Origin of the sequence: Streptomyces sp. NBC_01241, from assembly GCF_041435435.1 — a bacterium.
Lineage (GTDB): Bacteria > Actinomycetota > Actinomycetes > Streptomycetales > Streptomycetaceae > Streptomyces.
On the sequence record NZ_CP108494.1, the window covers coordinates 2,484,638 to 2,502,559 of the forward strand.

Annotated in this window: 15 protein-coding genes; 10 read left to right on the forward strand and 5 right to left on the reverse strand. The window is 71.9% G+C overall.

All coding sequences use genetic code 11. The annotated features are described in order from the left end of the window. Window positions 1-3 precede the first annotated feature (3 nt). The 5 genes from OG306_RS10810 to OG306_RS10830 are packed head-to-tail and all read left to right on the forward strand — an operon-like array spanning window position 4 to window position 4,475. A complete protein-coding gene (locus OG306_RS10810) occupies window positions 4-804 on the forward strand; it encodes an ABC transporter ATP-binding protein (protein ID WP_266745886.1) in 801 nt (266 codons plus the stop codon). Next, window positions 801-1,544, forward strand: a complete 744-nt coding sequence (locus OG306_RS10815; RefSeq protein ID WP_266745887.1) for an ABC transporter ATP-binding protein — start codon at window positions 801-803, stop codon at window positions 1,542-1,544. The genes OG306_RS10810 and OG306_RS10815 overlap by 4 nt, the downstream gene beginning before the upstream one ends. Next, window positions 1,544-2,431: a branched-chain amino acid ABC transporter permease gene (locus OG306_RS10820; protein WP_266745888.1), complete on the forward strand. Its 888-nt coding sequence runs from the start codon at window positions 1,544-1,546 to the stop codon at window positions 2,429-2,431. The genes OG306_RS10815 and OG306_RS10820 overlap by 1 nt, the downstream gene beginning before the upstream one ends. After that, window positions 2,428-3,573, forward strand: coding sequence for a branched-chain amino acid ABC transporter permease (locus OG306_RS10825; protein ID WP_266745889.1), 1,146 nt, complete (start codon window positions 2,428-2,430; stop codon window positions 3,571-3,573). Before OG306_RS10820 ends, OG306_RS10825 begins: the two co-directional genes overlap by 4 nt. Next, complete coding sequence (locus OG306_RS10830) at window positions 3,570-4,475, forward strand: alpha/beta hydrolase (RefSeq protein ID WP_266745890.1); 906 nt, start codon at window positions 3,570-3,572, stop codon at window positions 4,473-4,475. The genes OG306_RS10825 and OG306_RS10830 overlap by 4 nt, the downstream gene beginning before the upstream one ends. Window positions 4,476-4,582: 107 nt before the next feature. Here OG306_RS10830 and OG306_RS10835 read toward each other — a convergent pair whose 3' ends face one another. The 5 genes from OG306_RS10835 to OG306_RS10855 all read right to left on the reverse strand — a co-directional run bounded on the left by OG306_RS10835 (window position 4,583) and on the right by OG306_RS10855 (window position 11,227). Next, entirely contained in the window at window positions 4,583-6,562 is a 1,980-nt protein-coding gene (locus OG306_RS10835) for a helix-turn-helix domain-containing protein (RefSeq protein ID WP_266745891.1), read from the reverse strand. A 30-nt stretch (window positions 6,563-6,592) separates the two neighbouring features. Further along, a complete protein-coding gene (locus OG306_RS10840; RefSeq protein WP_266745892.1) occupies window positions 6,593-7,435 on the reverse strand; it encodes a 3-hydroxybutyrate dehydrogenase in 843 nt (280 codons plus the stop codon). A gap of 272 nt (window positions 7,436-7,707) precedes the next feature. Next, the gene (locus tag OG306_RS10845; RefSeq protein WP_371665247.1) at window positions 7,708-8,463 is read right to left on the reverse strand and encodes a copper homeostasis protein CutC; all 756 of its coding nucleotides are present in this window, start codon (window positions 8,461-8,463) and stop codon (window positions 7,708-7,710) included. Then, window positions 8,460-9,983: a M81 family metallopeptidase gene (locus tag OG306_RS10850; protein ID WP_266745894.1), complete on the reverse strand. Its 1,524-nt coding sequence runs from the start codon at window positions 9,981-9,983 to the stop codon at window positions 8,460-8,462. The genes OG306_RS10845 and OG306_RS10850 overlap by 4 nt, the downstream gene beginning before the upstream one ends. A gap of 23 nt (window positions 9,984-10,006) precedes the next feature. Then, window positions 10,007-11,227 carry an ROK family transcriptional regulator gene (locus OG306_RS10855; RefSeq protein WP_266745895.1) on the reverse strand — a complete coding sequence of 407 codons (1,221 nt, stop codon included), beginning with the start codon at window positions 11,225-11,227 and terminating at the stop codon, window positions 10,007-10,009. 283 nt (window positions 11,228-11,510) lie between these two features. Between OG306_RS10855 and OG306_RS10860 the strand changes: the two genes are divergently transcribed. From OG306_RS10860 to OG306_RS10880, 5 genes are read left to right on the forward strand one after another with little or no spacing between them, the layout of a single operon-like run. Then, complete coding sequence (locus OG306_RS10860; protein ID WP_327259341.1) at window positions 11,511-13,331, forward strand: peptide ABC transporter substrate-binding protein; 1,821 nt, start codon at window positions 11,511-11,513, stop codon at window positions 13,329-13,331. 50 nt (window positions 13,332-13,381) lie between these two features. Further along, window positions 13,382-14,341 (forward strand): ABC transporter permease, encoded by a 960-nt coding sequence (locus OG306_RS10865; RefSeq protein ID WP_266745897.1) that lies wholly within the window; start codon window positions 13,382-13,384, stop codon window positions 14,339-14,341. Continuing rightward, window positions 14,338-15,237, forward strand: coding sequence for an ABC transporter permease (locus OG306_RS10870; protein WP_266745898.1), 900 nt, complete (start codon window positions 14,338-14,340; stop codon window positions 15,235-15,237). Before OG306_RS10865 ends, OG306_RS10870 begins: the two co-directional genes overlap by 4 nt. Further along, on the forward strand, window positions 15,234-16,943 hold the full coding sequence (locus OG306_RS10875) for a dipeptide ABC transporter ATP-binding protein (protein WP_266906836.1): 1,710 nt from the start codon (window positions 15,234-15,236) through the stop codon (window positions 16,941-16,943). The genes OG306_RS10870 and OG306_RS10875 overlap by 4 nt, the downstream gene beginning before the upstream one ends. Next, window positions 16,940-17,875 (forward strand): ROK family protein, encoded by a 936-nt coding sequence (locus OG306_RS10880; RefSeq protein WP_327349889.1) that lies wholly within the window; start codon window positions 16,940-16,942, stop codon window positions 17,873-17,875. The genes OG306_RS10875 and OG306_RS10880 overlap by 4 nt, the downstream gene beginning before the upstream one ends. Window positions 17,876-17,922: the final 47 nt, after the last annotated feature.

A 17,922-nucleotide genomic window follows, 5' to 3' on the forward strand; every position in this document is an offset into this window, starting at 1 on the left:
CCCATGACCGTACCGGGCATACCGGACACCACCGCGGAACGCCCGGACGGGACGCGGACCACCGCACCGGTGCTTCAGCTGGAGGGGCTCGGCTGGGGTGTCGGCGGGGCGACGATCGTCGAGGACGTCACACTGAGCGTCCACGAGGGCGAGTTCCTCGCCTTCATCGGCCCCAACGGGGCCGGCAAGACCTCCCTGTTCAACCTGATCAGCGGGCTGACCACGGCCACGTCGGGCACGATCGCGCTCGACGGTACGGACATGACGGACCGCCCCGCGCACGCACGGGCGCGGCGCGGCATCGGCCGCACGTTCCAGACGTCCAGTCTCTGGCCGGGGATGACCGTGGCCGACCACGTCCGGCTCGCCGCGCAGGCGGCCGGGGGCGGTTCGTACCGGCTGTGGCGGCGCGCCTCCCCGTACACCGCGGAGGTGGCCGGCGTACTGGAGCGCACCGGTCTCGGCCACCGGGCCCGGGCGACGGCGTCCGAGCTGTCGCACGGCGAGAAGCGGAAGCTGGAGCTGGCGGTGCTGCTGGTGGGCGAGCCGCGGCTGATGCTGCTGGACGAGCCGATGGCCGGGGTGAGCGCGGAGGAGGTGCCCGCGCTGACCGAGCTGATCCGCACCCTGCACCGGGACGAGGGACGCACCGTCCTGATGGTCGAGCACCACATGGACGTCCTGCTGGGCCTGGCCGACCGGCTCGCCGTGATGCACCACGGCCGACTGCTGGCGCTGGACACCCCCGACGCCGTGACGGCCGACCCGACCGTGCAACAGGCCTACCTCGGGGAGGGGTTGTGACGACGGAACCTCTGCTCGCCGTGCGGGACCTGCGGGTCCTGATCGGCGGCCGGCACATCCTGCACGGCGTGGACCTGGACGTCGCCCCGCACGGGGTGACCGCGCTCCTCGGCCGCAACGGCGCCGGGAAGACCACGACCGTACGCGGCATCCTCGGCCTCGTCCCGCGCACCGGCAGCGTGCGGCTGGACGGCGAGGAGACCGTATCGATGCCCACCCACACCGTGGTGCGGCTGGGCATCGGCTACGCCCCCGAGGACCGGGGAATTTTCGCCGGACTGACCGTCGCGGAGAACCTGCGCCTGGCCGAGCGGCGCGGCGCGGGCGCGCCCGCGTACCCGCTCGTCCATGAACTCTTCCCCGAACTGAAGCTCCGGGAGCGGCAGTTGGCCGGGACATTGTCCGGCGGCCAGCAGCAGATGGTGGCCATCGGCCGCACGCTCCTCAACGGCAACCGGCTGATCATCGCCGACGAACCCACCAAGGGCCTGGCACCCAAGGTGGTCACCGAGGTCGCCCAGGTGCTGGAGCGGGCCGCCGAGGCGGTGCCGGTACTGCTCGTGGAGCAGAACCTCGCCGTCGTACGCCGCCTGGCCGAGCACTGCGCGGTGCTCGCCGACGGCCTGACGGCCCATCAAGGGCCGGCCGCCGAACTGCTGAGCGACGCGGAAGCGGCACGCAGGCTGCTCGGCGTGGGCCACGGCCCGCTCACTACGCACCCCGTGGAGGCGGATTCCTGATGTCCACCGTCGTCCTGCTCACCATGACCGGACTCGGTCTGGGAGCGCTCTACTTCCTGATCGCCTCGGGGCTCTCACTGATCTTCGGGCTGATGGACGTGCTCAACTTCGCGCACGGGGCTCTGCTCTCCATCGGCGCGTACGGCACCTGGTGGGCGGCGTCCGGCAATCTGCCCGGCGCCGGCCCGGGCGGTGCGGGCTTCGTCCTCGCGGTGCTGTTCGGTACGGCGGTGGGCACCGCGGCCGCCGTGCTGCTGGAGCTCGCCGTCGTCCGCCCGCTCTACACCCGGCCCCGCGAGCAGGTCCTCGCCACGGTCGGGGTGGGGCTCGCCGTCCCGGCGCTGCTGTCGGGGATCTGGGGCTCGGACGCCCGGACCTTCCCGGGGCCCGAGGCCCTGTCCGGCACCTTCGGGCTGCTCGGCGCGCGGGTCCCGGTCAACCGGCTGGTACTGGTCGCGGCAGCGGTCGTCGTACTCGTGGCACTGCGGCTCTTCCTCAGCCGTACCCGGCACGGTCTGGTGGTACGGGCCGGGGTCGAGGACCGGGCGATGGTCACCGCCCTCGGCATCGACGTACGCAGGGCGTTCACGCTCGTCTTCGCGATCGGCGGCTGCGCCGCCGCCCTCGGCGGGGCACTCGGCGGCCTGTACTTCGGCTCGGTCGACCCCCGTCAGGGCACCTCACTGCTGATCTTCGCGTTCGTCGTGGTCGTCACCGGGGGCATGGGCTCGGTGACCGGCGCCGCCGTGGCATCGGTCGTCATCGGCCTGGTCCAGCAGTTCGCCAACTACTACACCGCAGCGGGCCTCGGCGACCTGGCCGTCGTCGTCCTGCTCGCCGCGCTGCTGCTCATCCGGCCGCGCGGACTGACCGGGAGGCTCGCGTGAGCACCGTCACCGAGACACACGACCGCACCGGCGACGGGCCCGCCCTCGCACCGTCCCCCGGGAACACCGCCCGGCTGCTGCGCCGCTGGTGGCCCGCCGCCGCACTGCTGGTCCTCGCCGTCGCGCCGTACAGCGCACTTCCGCTGCCGGGCCTCCTGGACGGCCCGCTCGGCAGCCCGGGGAGTCTCCAACTCCTCGCCACCTGTCTGCTGTTCGGTGCGCTGGCGACCGGTTACGACCTGCTGCTCGGCCGCACCGGGCTGCTCTCCTTCGGGCATGCGCTCTACTTCGCCGCGGGCAGCTACGCCACCAATCTGTTCCTGCTGGAGGCGGGCCTCCCCTTCGCCGTGTCCGCGCTGCTCGGCCTCTGTTGCGGGATCGTGCTCGCGCTGGTGCTGGGGTCGGTGAGCCTGCGGGTCACCGGGATCGGCTTCTCCATGGTGACGCTGGCCTTCGCGCAGGCGGGCTCGATCCTGGTCTCCCGCAACCCGGGCGGTCTCACCGGCGGCGAGGAGGGCCGGGCCGCCCCCGCCGAGCTGCTGCCGTCCGGGCTCGTGGGCATCGAGAACACCGCGAACCTCTACTGGGTGGCGCTCGCCTATCTGGTCCTCACCCTCGCCGTCGTCCACTGGGCGGTCCGCTCCCCCACCGGACGGGTCTGGGAGGGCATCAAGGAGAACGAACGCCGCGTGGAGGTACTGGGGTTGAAGCCGTACGGCTTCAAGCTGACGGCGTTCGTCCTGGCGGGTGCGCTGGCCGCGCTCGGCGGCCTCGTCCACCTGCTGCTCACCGGCGGCTCGACCCCGCAGACGACCACCTCCGACTTCACCCTCTCCCTCCTGGTGATGGTGGTGCTGGGCGGATCCGGCACCCGCTGGGGCCCGATGGTCGGCGGCATCCTCTACACCTGGGCCGATCACCGGCTCGGCGATCTGGCCGGGTCGGGCGCGGTCGCCGAACTGCCCGCCGTGCTGCGGGTGCCGCTGTCCCAGCCGCTGTTCCTGCTCGGTGTGCTGTTCGTGGCCGTGGTACACCTGCTGCCCGGCGGCCTGGCCCGGCTGCCGTCCCGGCTGGTGCCGCGCCGCGGCCCCGCCGACGAAACACCCGCGAAGCGCGCCCGGAAGGAGAACGGACAGCCGTGATTCCGTACGAAGAGATTCAGGTCCCCGTGAACGGTGGCGAGTTGGCGGTACTGAGGTGGCCGGCCCGGGAGCCGGACGCCCCGGTCGTCGTCGCCCTGCACGGCATCACGGCCAACGCGCTGTCCTGGGGCCCGGTGGCCCGGCTGCTGGCCGGCCGCGTCACCTTGATCGCCCCGGATCTGCGCGGCAGGGCCGGGAGTTCCGCCCTGCCGGGACCGTACGGGATCGCCCGGCACGCCGATGACGTCGCCGCGCTGACGAAGGCCCTGGGCCTGGGCCGGGTGGTGCTGGCGGGCCATTCGATGGGCGCGTTCGTGACAGCGCTGGCCGCCGTACGCCACCCGGAACGGTTCGGGCCGCTGCTGCTCGTCGACGGCGGCATCGGCTTCCCCGCCCCCACGCACCTCTCCCCGGACGAGCTGCTGACCGCCGTGATCGGCCCGGCCATGGACCGGCTGTCGATGACCTTCCCGGACCGGGCCGCGTACCGCTCCTTCTGGCAGGCGCACCCCGCGTTCGCGGATGCCTGGTCGGCCGAGGTGGACGCGTACATCCAGCGCGATCTGACCGGGGAGGCACCGGCCATGCGCTCCACCTGCCGGATCGACGCGGTACGCACCGACGGTATCGGCCTCTTCGACGAGGAGGTGCTGACGGCGGTACGGAAGCTACCGGTCCCGGCGACGCTGCTGTGGGCGCAGCGGGGCCTGATGAACGAGGAGCAGGGCCTGTACGACGAGACCCGTCTGGCGGCGGCCGAACTCGGAGGGACCGGGGTGACGCCGGTACCGGTACGGGACGTCAACCACTACACGCTGCTGACGGGAGAAGCGGGCGGCAAGGTGATCGTGGACCACTTGCTGACGATGACCGGCACCCTGGGGCCGTCGTCCGGCGCTTGAGGACACCTTTTCAGCCGTCCGGCGCTTGAGAGCATCTTCGCGGCCCGTCCGGCGCTCGAGGACACGGGTAGCCGGCACAACCTGTCCCTCAAGCGGCCGGACGGCCCCTACCGCTCTTGCCGTTCGCCCGTCAACGCATTTAGCCGCAACGCGAGTTGCAGCTCCAGCGCCCGCCCGGGCTCGTTCCAGTCGCGCCCCAGCAGCACCTGCACCCGGTCCAGCCGTTGCACCACCGTGTTGACGTGCACGTGGAGTTCGTCCTTGGCGCGGATGAGGCTGCCCCCGGACCCGAAATAGGCGTCCAGCGTCCGCACGAGATGGGTGCCGCGCTGCGCGTCGTACTCCAGCAAGGGCCCCAGCGTCGCGGAGACGAAGCCGTCGACGTCCTGGGCGTCGCCCAACACGACGCCCAGGAAGCCGAGTTCTCCGACGCACGCGCCTTCCCCCGTACGCCCCAGGACCCGCATGGCGCGCAGGCAGCGGGCGGCCTCCCCGTACGCGGAGGCCAGCTCCCTGGCGCCGCGGGCCGGTCCGGTGGCGGCGACGGTGACGGGGGCCTGGATCAGCTGCCCGAGCTGCGCCGCCGCCACGCGCGCCGCGTCACCGGCGACCGGGCCGGGGTTACCGGCATCGATCAACAGCACCACGTTCCCGGCGTGTTCGGCGCTCACTCCGTGGATGTCACCGCCGAACAGATAGCGCATCGCGGCGGGGGCCAGCCGCTCCCTGGTGCCGCTCTCGGCCACCAGCAGCAGATGCGGGCGGTCGAGGTCGATGCCGAGGCGCCGGCCGCGTTCGGCGAGCCCGGCCGGGTCGCGGTCCGGGTCGCTGAGCAGGTCGCTGATCAGCTCGCCGCGGACCCGGTTCTCGGTCTCGGCGACCGTGCGCCGCAACAGCAGCAGGAGACCCGTGACCACCGAGGCCCGCTCGAACAGCCGACGGTCGGAGTCGTCGAGCGGTGCGCGGCGGTGCAGGACCAGGCCGGCCAGGAGTTCCTGCCCGGCGAGGACGGCGCAGATCACCCGCCCGTCGCGGTACACGGCGCGGGCTCCCGTACGGGACTCCTCGGCGGTCTCGGCCAGCCACCCGGCGTCCATGCTGTCGGCCGCGAAGTCCGCACCGTCGGGCCGGACGGCCGCCAGGGGCCGCCCGCCGGGGTCGTGGATGGTGAGCGGGGAGTCCAGCAGCCCCGCGACCGCCGCCGCGACGTCCTTGACGTCGCGGCCGCGCAGCACCAGATCGGTCAGCCGGTCGTGGGACTCCTCGGCCCGTTGCATGGCCGCCGAGTGGGCCCGTACGGCCGCGTTGGCCTCGGCCAGCTCGGCGTTCGCCCCGGCGAGTTCGTCCAGCGCGGACCGGGTGTCGGCGAGTGCGCGCGCGGTGTCGATGGCGATCGCGGCGTGCGCGGCGAGCGAGCACAGCAGGGCGACCTCGTCGGGGCTGAAGACGCGCGGCGCGCGGTCGGCGGCGAAGAGGACGCCGATGACCTTTCCCGTACCGCCGCGGCTGGAGCCCAGGAGCAGGGGCACGCCCAGGATGGCGACGAGCCCTTCGTCGAGCACCCCGGCGTTGATGTTGCGGGTGTGGTGGAAGCGCTCGTCGGTGCGGTAGTCGGGGGTCGCGTACGGGCTCGCGGTCTGCGCCACGAGACCGCCGAGCCCATGGCCGAGCTCCAGCCGCAGCCGCTGGAAGAGCACCGACACCGACCCGTCGGTGACCCGCATGTAGGTGTCCCCGGCCTCCTCGTCGGGGAGCGTGAGATACGCGGTGTCCGTGCCGAGCAGCATCCTGGCGCGGCGGACGATGGCGTTCAGCACGTCGTCCAGGTCGCGTGAGGCGGCCAGGTCGCCCGCCGTGTCGAAGAGTGCGGTGAGCTGGAGCTCGCGGCGCCGGTGCTGGCGCAGGGCGCCCCTGATCCGCAGGGCGGTGGCGGTGGCCCGCTCCACCTCCGCCAGATCGCCCGCGGGCACCCCGGCGGCCCGCGCCTGTGAGGAGACGGCGCCCAGCGCCTCGGCGGGGGCGCCGTCGGCCAGCAGGTCGAGGAGGCGCCGCAGATGGGGCGCGGCGGAGGCGGACGGTTCAGACATGGGCGACCGGCGTTCGTAGGGGGCGGGGGGTCAGTTGGCGGTCCAGCCGCCGTCCATGGAGAGGGAGGTGCCGGTGATGTGCCCGGTACGCGGCCCGCAGAGCCACAGCACGGCTTCGGCGACCTCATCGGTTTCGATCAGGCGCTTGATCGCGCTGCGTTCCAGCATGATCCGGCTCACGACCTCCTCCTCGGAGATGCCGTGCGCGCGGGCCTGGTCCGCGATCTGGTTCTCGACCAGGGGCGTGCGTACGTACCCGGGGTTGACGCAGTTGCTCGTCACCCCGTGCTCCGCCGCTTCGAGCGCGACCACCTTGCTGAGTCCCTCCAGTGCGTGCTTGGCCGTCACATAGGCCGATTTGTAGGGGCTGGCCCGCAGACCATGGACGGACGAGATGTTGACCACGCGCCCCCAGCCGCGTTCGTACATGCTCGGCAGGGTCCGGCGCAAGATGCGGAACGGGGCCTCCACCATGACCCGCTGGATCAGCGCGAAGCGGTCCGGCGGAAACGCGTGCACGGGGGCGACGTGCTGGAGCCCGGCGTTGTTGACCACGATGTCCGCGTCGGCGGGCAGCGTGTCGACCGCGTCGGGGACGGAGAGATCGAGGACCCACGCCGTCCCGCCGATCGCCCGGGCCAGGTCCTCGGCGGCGTCGGCGGCCTTGTCCACCACGTGGACGTGGGCGCCCGCAGCGGCCAGGGCCTGTGCGCAGGCCCGCCCGATCCCGCTCGCCGCCCCCGTGACCAGGGCGGTGCGTCCGGCGAGGAGCCGGTCCGTGGGCGACGGCGAGGGACCGGTGGCGAGCGGCGGGACGGTGGCCGGGGCGGTGTGCGGGGCGGGCCCGTGATCCGGGCTCTGGGGAGTCTCCATGGTCGTCACCGTAAGGAGGCCGGACCCCGCGTCACACGGGGTCGGTGCACACACCGTCGTACGTCGGCATGGTGGTGGCGTACATGGTGCGGGCCCTCGCCGGGGGCCGTGAGCGGGCAGCGTCCGGAGCGATCGGGGCGCGGGGTCCGGGGCTGTCACTGCGCCGCGTCCGGGGCGATCGGGGCGCCGCGTCCGGGCCGGTCAGTGGGCCGCGTCGAGACGGGGGCAGGGCAAGTCCGTCGCGTACCGCTGGTTCGTGCCCCGGTCCGAGGTCAGCCCGCCGCCTCCATCGCCCGTCGTGCCTCGGCCACCACTTCGGGGTCGGTGACGAAGTGGGTGTCCTGCTCGGCCGACGCGCCCCCGGCGCCGAGCGGTATCCACTTGCCGCCGCGCCGGGGCAGCGCCCTCGCCTTGGCGGAGAGGTGGACAGCGGCGACGCCGGCTGCGGTCAGGGCCGGGATGTCGGCGGGGCGCACGCCGCCGCCGGCCATCACCTGCACCCCGGGTGCGGCGGCGGCCATCGCGGCGATCGCCGCCAGCCCGTCGGCCGCGGCGGGAGCGCCGCCCGAGGTGAGGACCCGGGTAATACCGAGTGAGGGCAGCAGTGCGGCGGTGGCCACCGGGTCGGCGGACTGATCGATGGCGCGGTGCAGGGTGATGTCCACCGGGCGGCCCGGGGCGCGGGCCGCTTCGGCGAGCCGGGCGACCGCCACGGTGTCCAGCGCGCCGTCGACGGTCAGCGCGCCGATCACCACGCCGGAGGCACCGGAGGCGATGACGGACCGCACCTCGGCGGCCATGAGCGCGATCTCCTCCGCGTCATGGACGAAGTCGCCGGGCCGGCACCTGACCAGCACCTGCACCGGCAGCCCTTCCGCGGCGACCGCCTCCACCAGGGCTGCCGACGGGGTCAGGCCGCCCAGCTCCAGGGCGGTGCAGAGTTCGACCCGGTCGGCGCCGTGCTCCCGGGCGGTCCGGGCGCCGGCCGGTGAGGTGACGGCAATCTCCAGGGCGGGGCGCGTGATCACTCGTCGTCCCCGGTCAGCGGCTGGTCGGAGGCGGAGATGATGCGGGCCGACAGGTCCGGGTCGGCCATCTCGCGGTCGAAGGGGAACATCGGGCGGCGGATGCGGTGGTGGCCCAGGCGTACCAGGTCCTGGTCCACACCGCCGGGGGTGAGCGCCATCTTCCACCCGACCGACATGTCGAAGAGTTCGGGCTCCAGGTAGCCGATCTTCACGATCACGATGTCGGCGCCGCGCGGGTCGAGGTCCAGGTCGGTGAAGTCGTGCTCGTGGTGGTAGGGCTTGCGCAGCTTGGTGAGGATCGCGTAGACGCTGCCGACCCGGATGACGACCTCGGTCTCGGCGTCGCGGTCGCCTTGCCGGATGGCGTGCACCACACCGGTCAGGGTGACCGGGCCCGCGTGCCGGTCGTCCACCTCGGCACCGGCGGTGACCGTGACGGTGGCGCCGACACCGGCGGCGACGGCGGTCTCGACGGCGGCCGGTCCGGGCACCGAGGCGTAGATGACGGTCGGGCCGTCGTCCTTCTGGAACTCCGGGCGGGCCAGCAGCCGGGTCAGGCCCCAGGTCACGTCGCCGGCGCCGCCGGCGGTCGGGTTGTCCCCGGTGTCGCTGATGAAGTACGGGCGCCGGTCGGAGGCCAGGGCCTCGTCCAGGATGCCGTCGAAGGTGCCGGTCGGGGCGACGAAGTCGAAGTCGTCGCGGGCCTTCCAGAAGCCCTGGGCCAGGCGCTCGGCACCGGCCGACACGGCGCCCCGGTCGGTGCCGGTGACCATCACCACGGCGCGGTTGCGCGCTTCGTCGGCCCAGGCGTAGCCGACCCATATCGCGGCGTCGATCACGCCGTCCATGGCCTCGACCTCGTCCACGGCCGCGTACACGCTCCTGGCCGGCTCGATCCGGGTGGAGGTCTGCTCGCCGGCCAGCAGCACCGGCACCGGCACCCAGGCCTTGACCGGGCGGGGCGCTCCGGAGGCCAGCAGCTCCACCAGGTTGCGGACGGCCCGCTCCTTGGTCTCCATGTGGTCCTCGTGCGGGGCCATCCGGTAACACGTGATCAGGTCGCTGCCGTGGGCGAGTTCGCGGGAGACGTTGCCGTGCAGGTCCATCGAGGTGGAGATGATCACGTCGGGGCCGACGATGGCGCGGATGCGCTCCAGCAGCACCGCCTCGGCGTCGTCGATGCCCTCCACGGTCATCGCGCCGTGGATGTCGTACCAGAGGCCGTCCGGCTTGGGCAGCGCGGCGAGCCGTTCGATCAGCTCGTCGGTCAGCTCGGCCCACGCGGCGGCGGTGACGGTGCCGCCCGGCAGCGACTTGCCGACCAGGGCGCCGTGCCAGTCGGCCGCCTCGCGCAGTTCCTCACCGGCGGTCAGGAAGGGGTAGCGGTCCAGCACTTCGGCGCCGCGCGAGGGGTGGAAGGCGGCGGCCTGGGTGCGAGCGGGGGAGAAGGTGGACGACTCGATGCCGAGTCCGGCAATGGCTATGACCGGGCGGGCTGCGGCGGTGCGGGATTGCGACATGGCTCCTCGTAGGGGGTGGGGTGTCAGGCGTGGCGGGGCGCCGGGGCGCGGAACGGGTCGATGCCGCCGACCTCGCGCAGCGCGAGGGTCAGGGCACGCTGCAGGGCGAACTGCCCGGCGCCGACCAGCCCTGCGTCGGCGCCCAGGCTGGCCCGCTCGATGGTGAGGTGTTGGGTGACCAGCGGGTGGCAGCTCTCGTAGAGCTGGCTGCGTACGGCGGCGACGAACGGCTCCAGGGTGGAGAGAATGCCGCCGAGGTAAACCGCGTCCGGGTTGAAGAAGTTGACGTTGGCGGCGAGCACTTGGCCCAGGTAGTCGCCGGCCCTGCGGACCGCGCGGGTGGCCTCCGGGTCGGCGTCGACGGCCAGCCGGGCCACGTCCTCGGTGCTGCTGACGTCGGCCCCGCGCTCGCGCAGAATGCGGACCAGGGCGGCACCGGACGCCACGGTTTCCAGGCAGCCGGTGTTGCCGCAGGAGCAGGGGATGTCGGCGCCGGCGTCGATCCGGATGTGGGTGATGTCACCGGCCGCGCCGGTGGCGCCCCGGTAGAGACGTCCGTCGGCGATGACGCCGGCGCCGATCGCGGAGCCGATCTTCACCATGATCGCCTGCCGGTGCTCGGCGGGCCGTACGGTGTGCTCGCCGACCGCCATGCAGTTGGCGTCGTTGTCCACGGCGGCCGGGACACCGAAGCGTTCCTCCAGCCAGGCGGTGACCGGGAAACGGTTCCAGCCCGGCATCCGCGACGGCAGGACGACCGAGCCCGACGCGACGTCCACCGGCCCCGGCAGCGAGAGCCCGACCCCGCGCAGCCGGCCGCGGCCGCGCTGCTCGGCCAGCGCCTCCAGTGTCTCGGCGAGCCGGGGCAGAGCCGCCTCGGGGCCGTCGGCGATCACGAAGGGGACGGTCGAGACATCGGTCAGACCGCCGCCGGGCAGCACCACACCGATCCGGGCGTGCCGGCCGCCGAGGTCGGCGGCGACGGCGAACTCGTCGTTGCTTCCCAGTCTCAGCACTTTGCGAGGGCGCCCGCCTGTGGAGGACTGGGTGCCCTCCTCGGCGATCAGCCCGCGCTCCACCAGATGGGCCACGGTGAGAGAGATGGTGGAGGCTGCGGCCCCCAGCAGTCCGGCAAGTTCGGCGCGTGACGAGGCCTGGCCCGATGCGACGAGTTCCAGGACCCGCGCGGCGAGGGCCGGGGTGCCTTTCGCAGCCTTGCGGTCCCATGCACTTATTTCAGTCATGTACGAAGTTACTTCCGCAACGGTGTGTGTGGCGAAGACAATACGCCCGCGCCTGGCGCTGGGGGAACAGCTTCACGAAGGAAGTGAGCCACACCTGAAACCCATTTAATCCACCCAAATCAACCCAAAGAAGAGGAGGGATCGGAGCAAGTCGGCTTTTTTCAGAGGTGCAGTAACTTACTTTTTACTATTTCTTGTTTGTTTCTTCGGCGTGTCCGGCGTTAGCTGTCGTGAACGCAGTGCCGGTCCCGGACATACGGGTCCTTTCACCCTGAGGAGAGTCATGTTCCTTGCTCACACGGCGAACAGCCGCCGCTGGGCCCTCGTCGCGGGCGCCGCTGTCACCGCGGGTGCTCTGCTGACCGGTTGTTCCGGGGGCGGCACTTCGTCGTCGTCCGCCTCCGGCTCGTCGGACACCATCAACTACGCGCTGCCGGCCAACTTCACGCCGAACTGGATCCTCCCGGTCGGCACCGCCGCGCACCTGAACACCAACAACTCCTCCATATCCCAGTCCCTCTGGGAACCGCTGATCGCCTACGACGGCTCCACCGGCAAGGTCGGCTGGAACAAGGACAACTCGCTGGCCACCGCCGCAGACTTCGCCAAGGACAGCAAGAGCGTCACGATCACGCTCGGCGACCGGCACTGGAGCGACGGCAAGCAGATCACCTCCCGCGACGTGGAGTTCTGGTTCAACCTGGTCAAGGCCAACAAGGCCGACTGGGCGAGCTACAGCCCGGGCAAGGCGCCGGACAACTGGACCGCGCTGAAGGTCGTCGACGACACGCACTTCACCATCACCTTCGACCAGGCGTACAACCAGCAGTGGATGCTCGCCAACGAGTTGAGCATGATCCGCCCGATGCCGCAGCACGTCTGGGACAAGACCAGCGACTCGGGCACGGTGTCGGACCTCGACCGCACCGCCGCGGACGCCAAGAAGGTCTGGGCGTACCTGAACAACGCCGCCAAGAAGATCTCCGGTTACGCCACCGACCCGCTCTGGAAGACGGTCAGCGGCCCGTACACCATCAAGTCGTTCTCCACGGCCGGCAAGGTCCAGCTGGTGGCCAACGCCAAGTACGACGGCGGCGGCAAGGCCAACATCAAGACCGTGAACCTGCTGCCGTTCACCACCGCGGACGCCGAGGAGAACGCTCTGAGGGCAGGCACGGTCGACTACGGCTACATCAACGCCACCAACCTCAGCCAGGAGTCGTCCTTCGCCGCCAAGGGCTACACGGTGAAGCCGTGGTCCGGCTGGGCCATCACGTACATGCCCTACAACTTCAACAACCCCACCATGGGCGCGGTGTTCAAGCAGCTCTACGCCCGCCAGGCGATCCAGATGTCGGTGGATCAGACCACCCTCTCCAAGGTCGTCTTCAACGGCACCGCGGTCCCCACCTACGGCCCGATCCCGCAGGGCCAGAGCTCGTCCTTCGTCTCGTCGGAGCAGAAGAGCAACCCGTACCCGTTCTCCACCGCCAAGGCGAGGAAGCTGCTGACCAGCCACGGCTGGAGCGAGCAGAACGGCACCATGGTGTGCACCAGCCCGGGCACCGGCGACAGCCAGTGCGGCGCCGGCGTGGACAAGGGCACCAAGTTCTCGATGCAGGTGCTCTCGCAGTCCGGTTCGACCGTGACCGACAACATGATGAGCGCCCTGCAGTCTTCGTTCGCCAAGACCGGCATCGACTTCACCATCAAGACCGCCCCGGTCAACTCGGTCCTCTCGCAGGCCGGCCAGTGCAAGGCCGACCAGGCCGGCTGCAAGTGGCAGCTGTCGTTCTTCGGCACCGCGGGCAGCTGGTACTTCCCGGCCTACCCGAGCGGTGACTCGCTCTTCGCCACCGGCGGCGGCTCCAACTTCGGCAGCTATTCCAACCCGGCCGTGGACAAGCTGATCACCCAGACCACCACCTCCTCCTCCGACGAGGCGGTGCAGAAGTACAGCGCGGCCCTGGCCAAGGACCTCCCGGTCGTCTGGCTGCCGGAGCCGGACTACCAGGTCTCCATGGTCAAGAAGGGCCTGGACGGCTTCGCCCAGGACTCGCTCGCCAACTTCCACCCCGCCATGTGGAAGTGGACGACCAAGTGAGCCCGGCCGGTGACCCCGCGTACCACTGAGCCGAAGCGACCGGAAAGCACATGAGTACTTCCTCGTACCTGATCAGGCGAGTCCTCCAAGCCGTCGTGGTGATCGTCATCGTGACGATCGTGGTCTTCGGTCTGCTGCACGCCCTGCCCGGGGGTCCCGCTCGCGGGATCCTCGGCCCGCAGGCCACGGCGCAGCAGATCGCGTCCTTCAACCACGAGCAGGGCCTCGACAAGCCACTTCCCGTGCAGTACTTCTACTACCTGAACCAGCTGCTGCACGGCGACCTCGGCACCTCCTACACCCTCAATGAGCCGGTCTCCCAGCTCATCACCGAGCGGCTGGCCAAGACCCTGGTCCTCACCGCCCTGTCGGCGATCGTCGGCCTCGTGCTGGCCATCCCGCTGGGCATGTGGCAGGCCGTCCGGCGCAACAAGCCGATCGACTACGTCATCACCACGCTGAGCTTCATCGCCTACTCCACGCCCGTGTACTTCCTCGGGCTGATCCTGGTACTGGTGTTCAGCCAGGTGCTGCCTTGGTTCCCGTCCCAGGCCCCGCAGGGGGACACGCTCGCCCAGGTGTTCTCCGAACCGCAGGCGCTGGTGCTGCCGGTCATCGCCGGTGCCGCCTCGATGATCGCGGTGTTCAGCCGCTACATGCGGGCGGCCACCCTGGAGAACCTCTCCGAGGACTACGTCAGGACGGCACGGGCCGGCGGTTCCCGCTCCCGCGCCATCCTCTGGCGGCATGTGTTCCGCAACTCGCTGACGCCGGTGGTCGCCATGCTCGGCTACTACGTACCGGTGCTGTTCGGCGGCGCCCTGGTGGTCGAGCAGCTCTTCAACTACCCCGGTATGGGGCTGCTCTTCTGGACCGCCGCGCAGTCCTCCGACTACCCGGTGCTGCTGGGCTGCGTGCTGGTCATCGCGGCCGCCACGGTGGTCGGCACGCTGCTCGCCGACATCGTCCAGCGGATCATCGACCCCCGAGTGAAGGCAGGCCGGGCATGAGCGCCGTCATCCAGCCGGGCCAGGCGCCCGGCACGGCCACCGCCGCCGCCACGGCGTCCGGCGCCCGGCTCGCCGTCCGGCGCTTCCTGCGCAACCGGCTCGCCGTGGTCGGGCTCGGCGTCGTGGTCCTCTTCTTCCTGCTCTGCTTCGCCGGTCCGCTGGTGTACTCCACCGACCAGACCCACACGATGCTCCAGCAGGTCAACCTCGCCCCCAGCGGCTCGCACTGGCTCGGCACCGACGCGGTCGGCCACGACGAGCTGGGCCGGCTGATGTACGGCGGCAAGGTGTCGCTGATCGTCGGCCTCGCCGCAGGCATCCTGGCCACCGTGATCGGCACCCTGTGGGGCGCCGTCGCCGGCTACGCGGGCGGCTGGGTCGACGCGGTCATGATGCGGATCGTGGACGCGGGGATCGCCATCCCGGCGCTCTTCATCCTGCTGGTGGTCTCCGCCATCACCACCCCGGGCCTGACCGGACTGATCGTCCTCCTGGGCTTCGTCTCCTGGCTGGTGCCGTCCCGGCTGATCAGGGCCGAGACGCTCTCCCTGAAGAACCGCGACTACGTCCTGACCCTGCGGGCCATCGGCGGGACGCACGCCCGGGCGATCACCCGGCACATCCTGCCGAACTCGGTCTCGACCATCATCGTCGCGGCCACCTTCCAGATCGCCGACGCCATCCTGCTGGTCGCCTACGTCTCCTACCTGGGCCTGGGCGTCCAGCCGCCGGCCACCGACTGGGGCGGCATGCTCTCGGCCGGTCTCACCGCCGCCTACTCCGGCTACTGGTGGCTCATCCTGCCGCCGGGCCTGGCCATCATCCTGGTGGTGTGGGCGTTCAACGCGATCGGGGACGGACTCCGCGACGCATTCGATGTGAGGGGACGCGGATGACCGCCACCCAGGGCTCCGCCGCCCCGCAGGCCGGGCCGATTCTCGAACTCGACGACCTCGGTGTCGTCTTCACCACCGAGACCGGCGAGGTGCCGGCCGTCCGGGGTGTCTCCCTGCACGTCCGCCCCGGCGAGACGCTCGCCCTGGTCGGCGAGTCGGGTTCCGGCAAGTCCACCATCGCGCTGGCCGCGACGGGCCTGCTGGCCGGCAACGCCCGTGCCACCGGCAGCGCCACCATCGCCGGCCACCAGGTGGTCGGTGCCCGCGAGGCCGAGCTGGCGGCGCTGCGCGGCCGGACCGTCTCCATGGTGTTCCAGGAACCGGCCACCGCGCTCGACCCGCTGACCCGGATCGGCAGGCAGATCGCCGAGGTGATCCGCAACCACCGCAAGGTGTCCGCCAAGGAGGCCGCCGCCGAAGCCGTCGAACTCCTCCGCAAGGTCGGCATCCCGGAGCCGGAGAGGCGGGCCACCGCCTACCCCTTCCAGCTCTCCGGCGGACAGCGCCAGCGGGTGGTCATCGCCATGGCCATCGCCAACGAACCGGCCCTGCTGATCGCCGACGAGCCGACCACCGCGCTGGACGTCACGGTGCAGGCCGAGATCCTCGACCTGCTGCGCCGGCTCGCCGTCGAGACCGGCACCGGTGTCCTGCTGGTCACCCACAACATGGGCGTGGTCGCGGACTTCGCCGACCGGGTCGCCGTGATGTACCACGGCGAGATCGTGGAGACCGGACCGGTCGAGGACGTACTGCTCCGCCCGTCCCACGAGTACACCGAGCGGCTGCTCGCCGCCGTCCCCCGGCTGTCGGTCGCCGAGGAGGGCCGGCCGGCCGCACCGACTGCCGCCGCCCGCCCGGACACCGACCCGGTGGTCGAACTCCACGACATCTCCGTGGTGTTCGGCCATGGCAAGGGCGCCGTACGCGCCCTGGACGGGGTCTCGCTCGCCGTCCACGCCGGAGAGACCCTGGGCCTGGTGGGCGAGTCGGGCTCCGGAAAGTCCACCGCGTCCCGGGTCGCGCTCGGTCTGATCCCGCCGAGTTCCGGCACCGTCTCGCTGTTCGGCACCGACCTGGGCCGCACCCGGTCCCGGGCCCGCCGGGCGCTGCGGGCCGGTATCGGCGTGGTCCTCCAGGACCCGGTGGCCTCGCTGGACGCCCGGATGACGGTCGGCGAATGCGTCGCCGAGCCGCTCAGGGTGCACCGCCGCGAGCTCTCCGCCAAGGACCGCCAGAGCAAGGTCGCCGCCGTCCTCGAACGGGTCCGGCTGCCGCGTGAACTGGCCCGGCGCACCCCCCGGGAGCTGTCCGGAGGTCAGCGCCAGCGGGTCAGCCTGGCCCGCGCCCTGGTCCTGGAGCCCCGGCTGCTGGTCGCCGACGAGCCCACCAGCGCGCTCGACGTGAGCGTGCAGGAGGCGGTGCTCGAAGTGATCTCCGAGCTCCAGCACGAGCTGGGCTTCGCCTGTCTCTTCGTCTCCCACGACCTGGCCGTCGTACAGCACTTCGCGCAGCGCGTCGCGGTGATGCGGGCCGGCCGGATCGAGGAGCAGGGCCCCACCGGGGCAACCCTGCTGCACCCGGAGACCGACTACACCCGCCGGCTGCTGGCCGCCGTGCCGGTGCCCGACCCGGTGATCCAGCGCGGCCGCAGAGCCGAACGTCTGGCCACCCTCGCGGCCGGCCGGACGGAGGCCCAGGTATGAGCTTCCGTGACCGTACGCTCTTCGCCGGAGTGGACATCGGCGGCACCACGACCCAGGTGGTGGTCTGCGCCGAGGACCTGACCGTACTGGACCGCGCGGAGGTGGCTACCCCGGCGGCCGACGGCGGCCGGGCCATGATCGGCGCGGCCCTGGGCGCGCTGGCCCCGCTGCTGGAGCGCACCCCCGGCCGGCTCGTCGGCTGCGGGGTCGGCGCGGCCGGTTTGGTGGACTCCGCCACCGGCCGCATCCTGGTGGCCAGCGACTCCTTCGCCGGCTGGGCCGGCTTCGCGGTGACGGACGCCGTCGAGGAGGCGCTGGGCGTCCCGGCGTTCCTGGACAACGACGTCAACGCCTTCCTCTGCGGGGAGGTGTCCGGCGGCGCCGTGCGCGGCGAGTCGGACGTCCTCGGGATGACGCTGGGCACCGGGGTCGGCGGCGCGCTGTGGACCGGCGGCGCGCTGTTCGCCGGTCCGCACGGCGCGGCCGGCGAGATCGGGCACATCCCCGGCTTCGGTGATCTGCTCTGCTCGTGCGGCGGCCGGGGCCATCTGGAGACCCTGGCGTCCGGCCGTTCCATCGGCGCCCGTTACGCGGACCGCACCGGCCGCCGGCTGACCGCCCGCGAGGTCGCGCAGGCCGCCGACCACGGTGACCAGGACGCCCTCGCGGTGTACCGGGCCGCCGGTGCCGGGATCGCCCAGGCGATCGTGATGACAGCTGGCGTCGTGGACATCACCACGGTGGTGGTCGGCGGCGGGGTCAGCCGCGCCTGGCCCCTGTTGGAACCCCTCATCCTGACGTCACTGGCCGCCGACCCGCCGGTCAGCGGCCACCCTGTCCGGCTGGTCAGGGCCGCCCTGGGGGCCGACGCCGTACCGGTCGGCGCCGCGGCACGGGTGCGACAGGAACTCGCGACGAGGGGCGAAGTCTGAGGAGGCCGGGCGTAGCTGACCGGGAGTCTGCGTCTTCGAGCGCACTC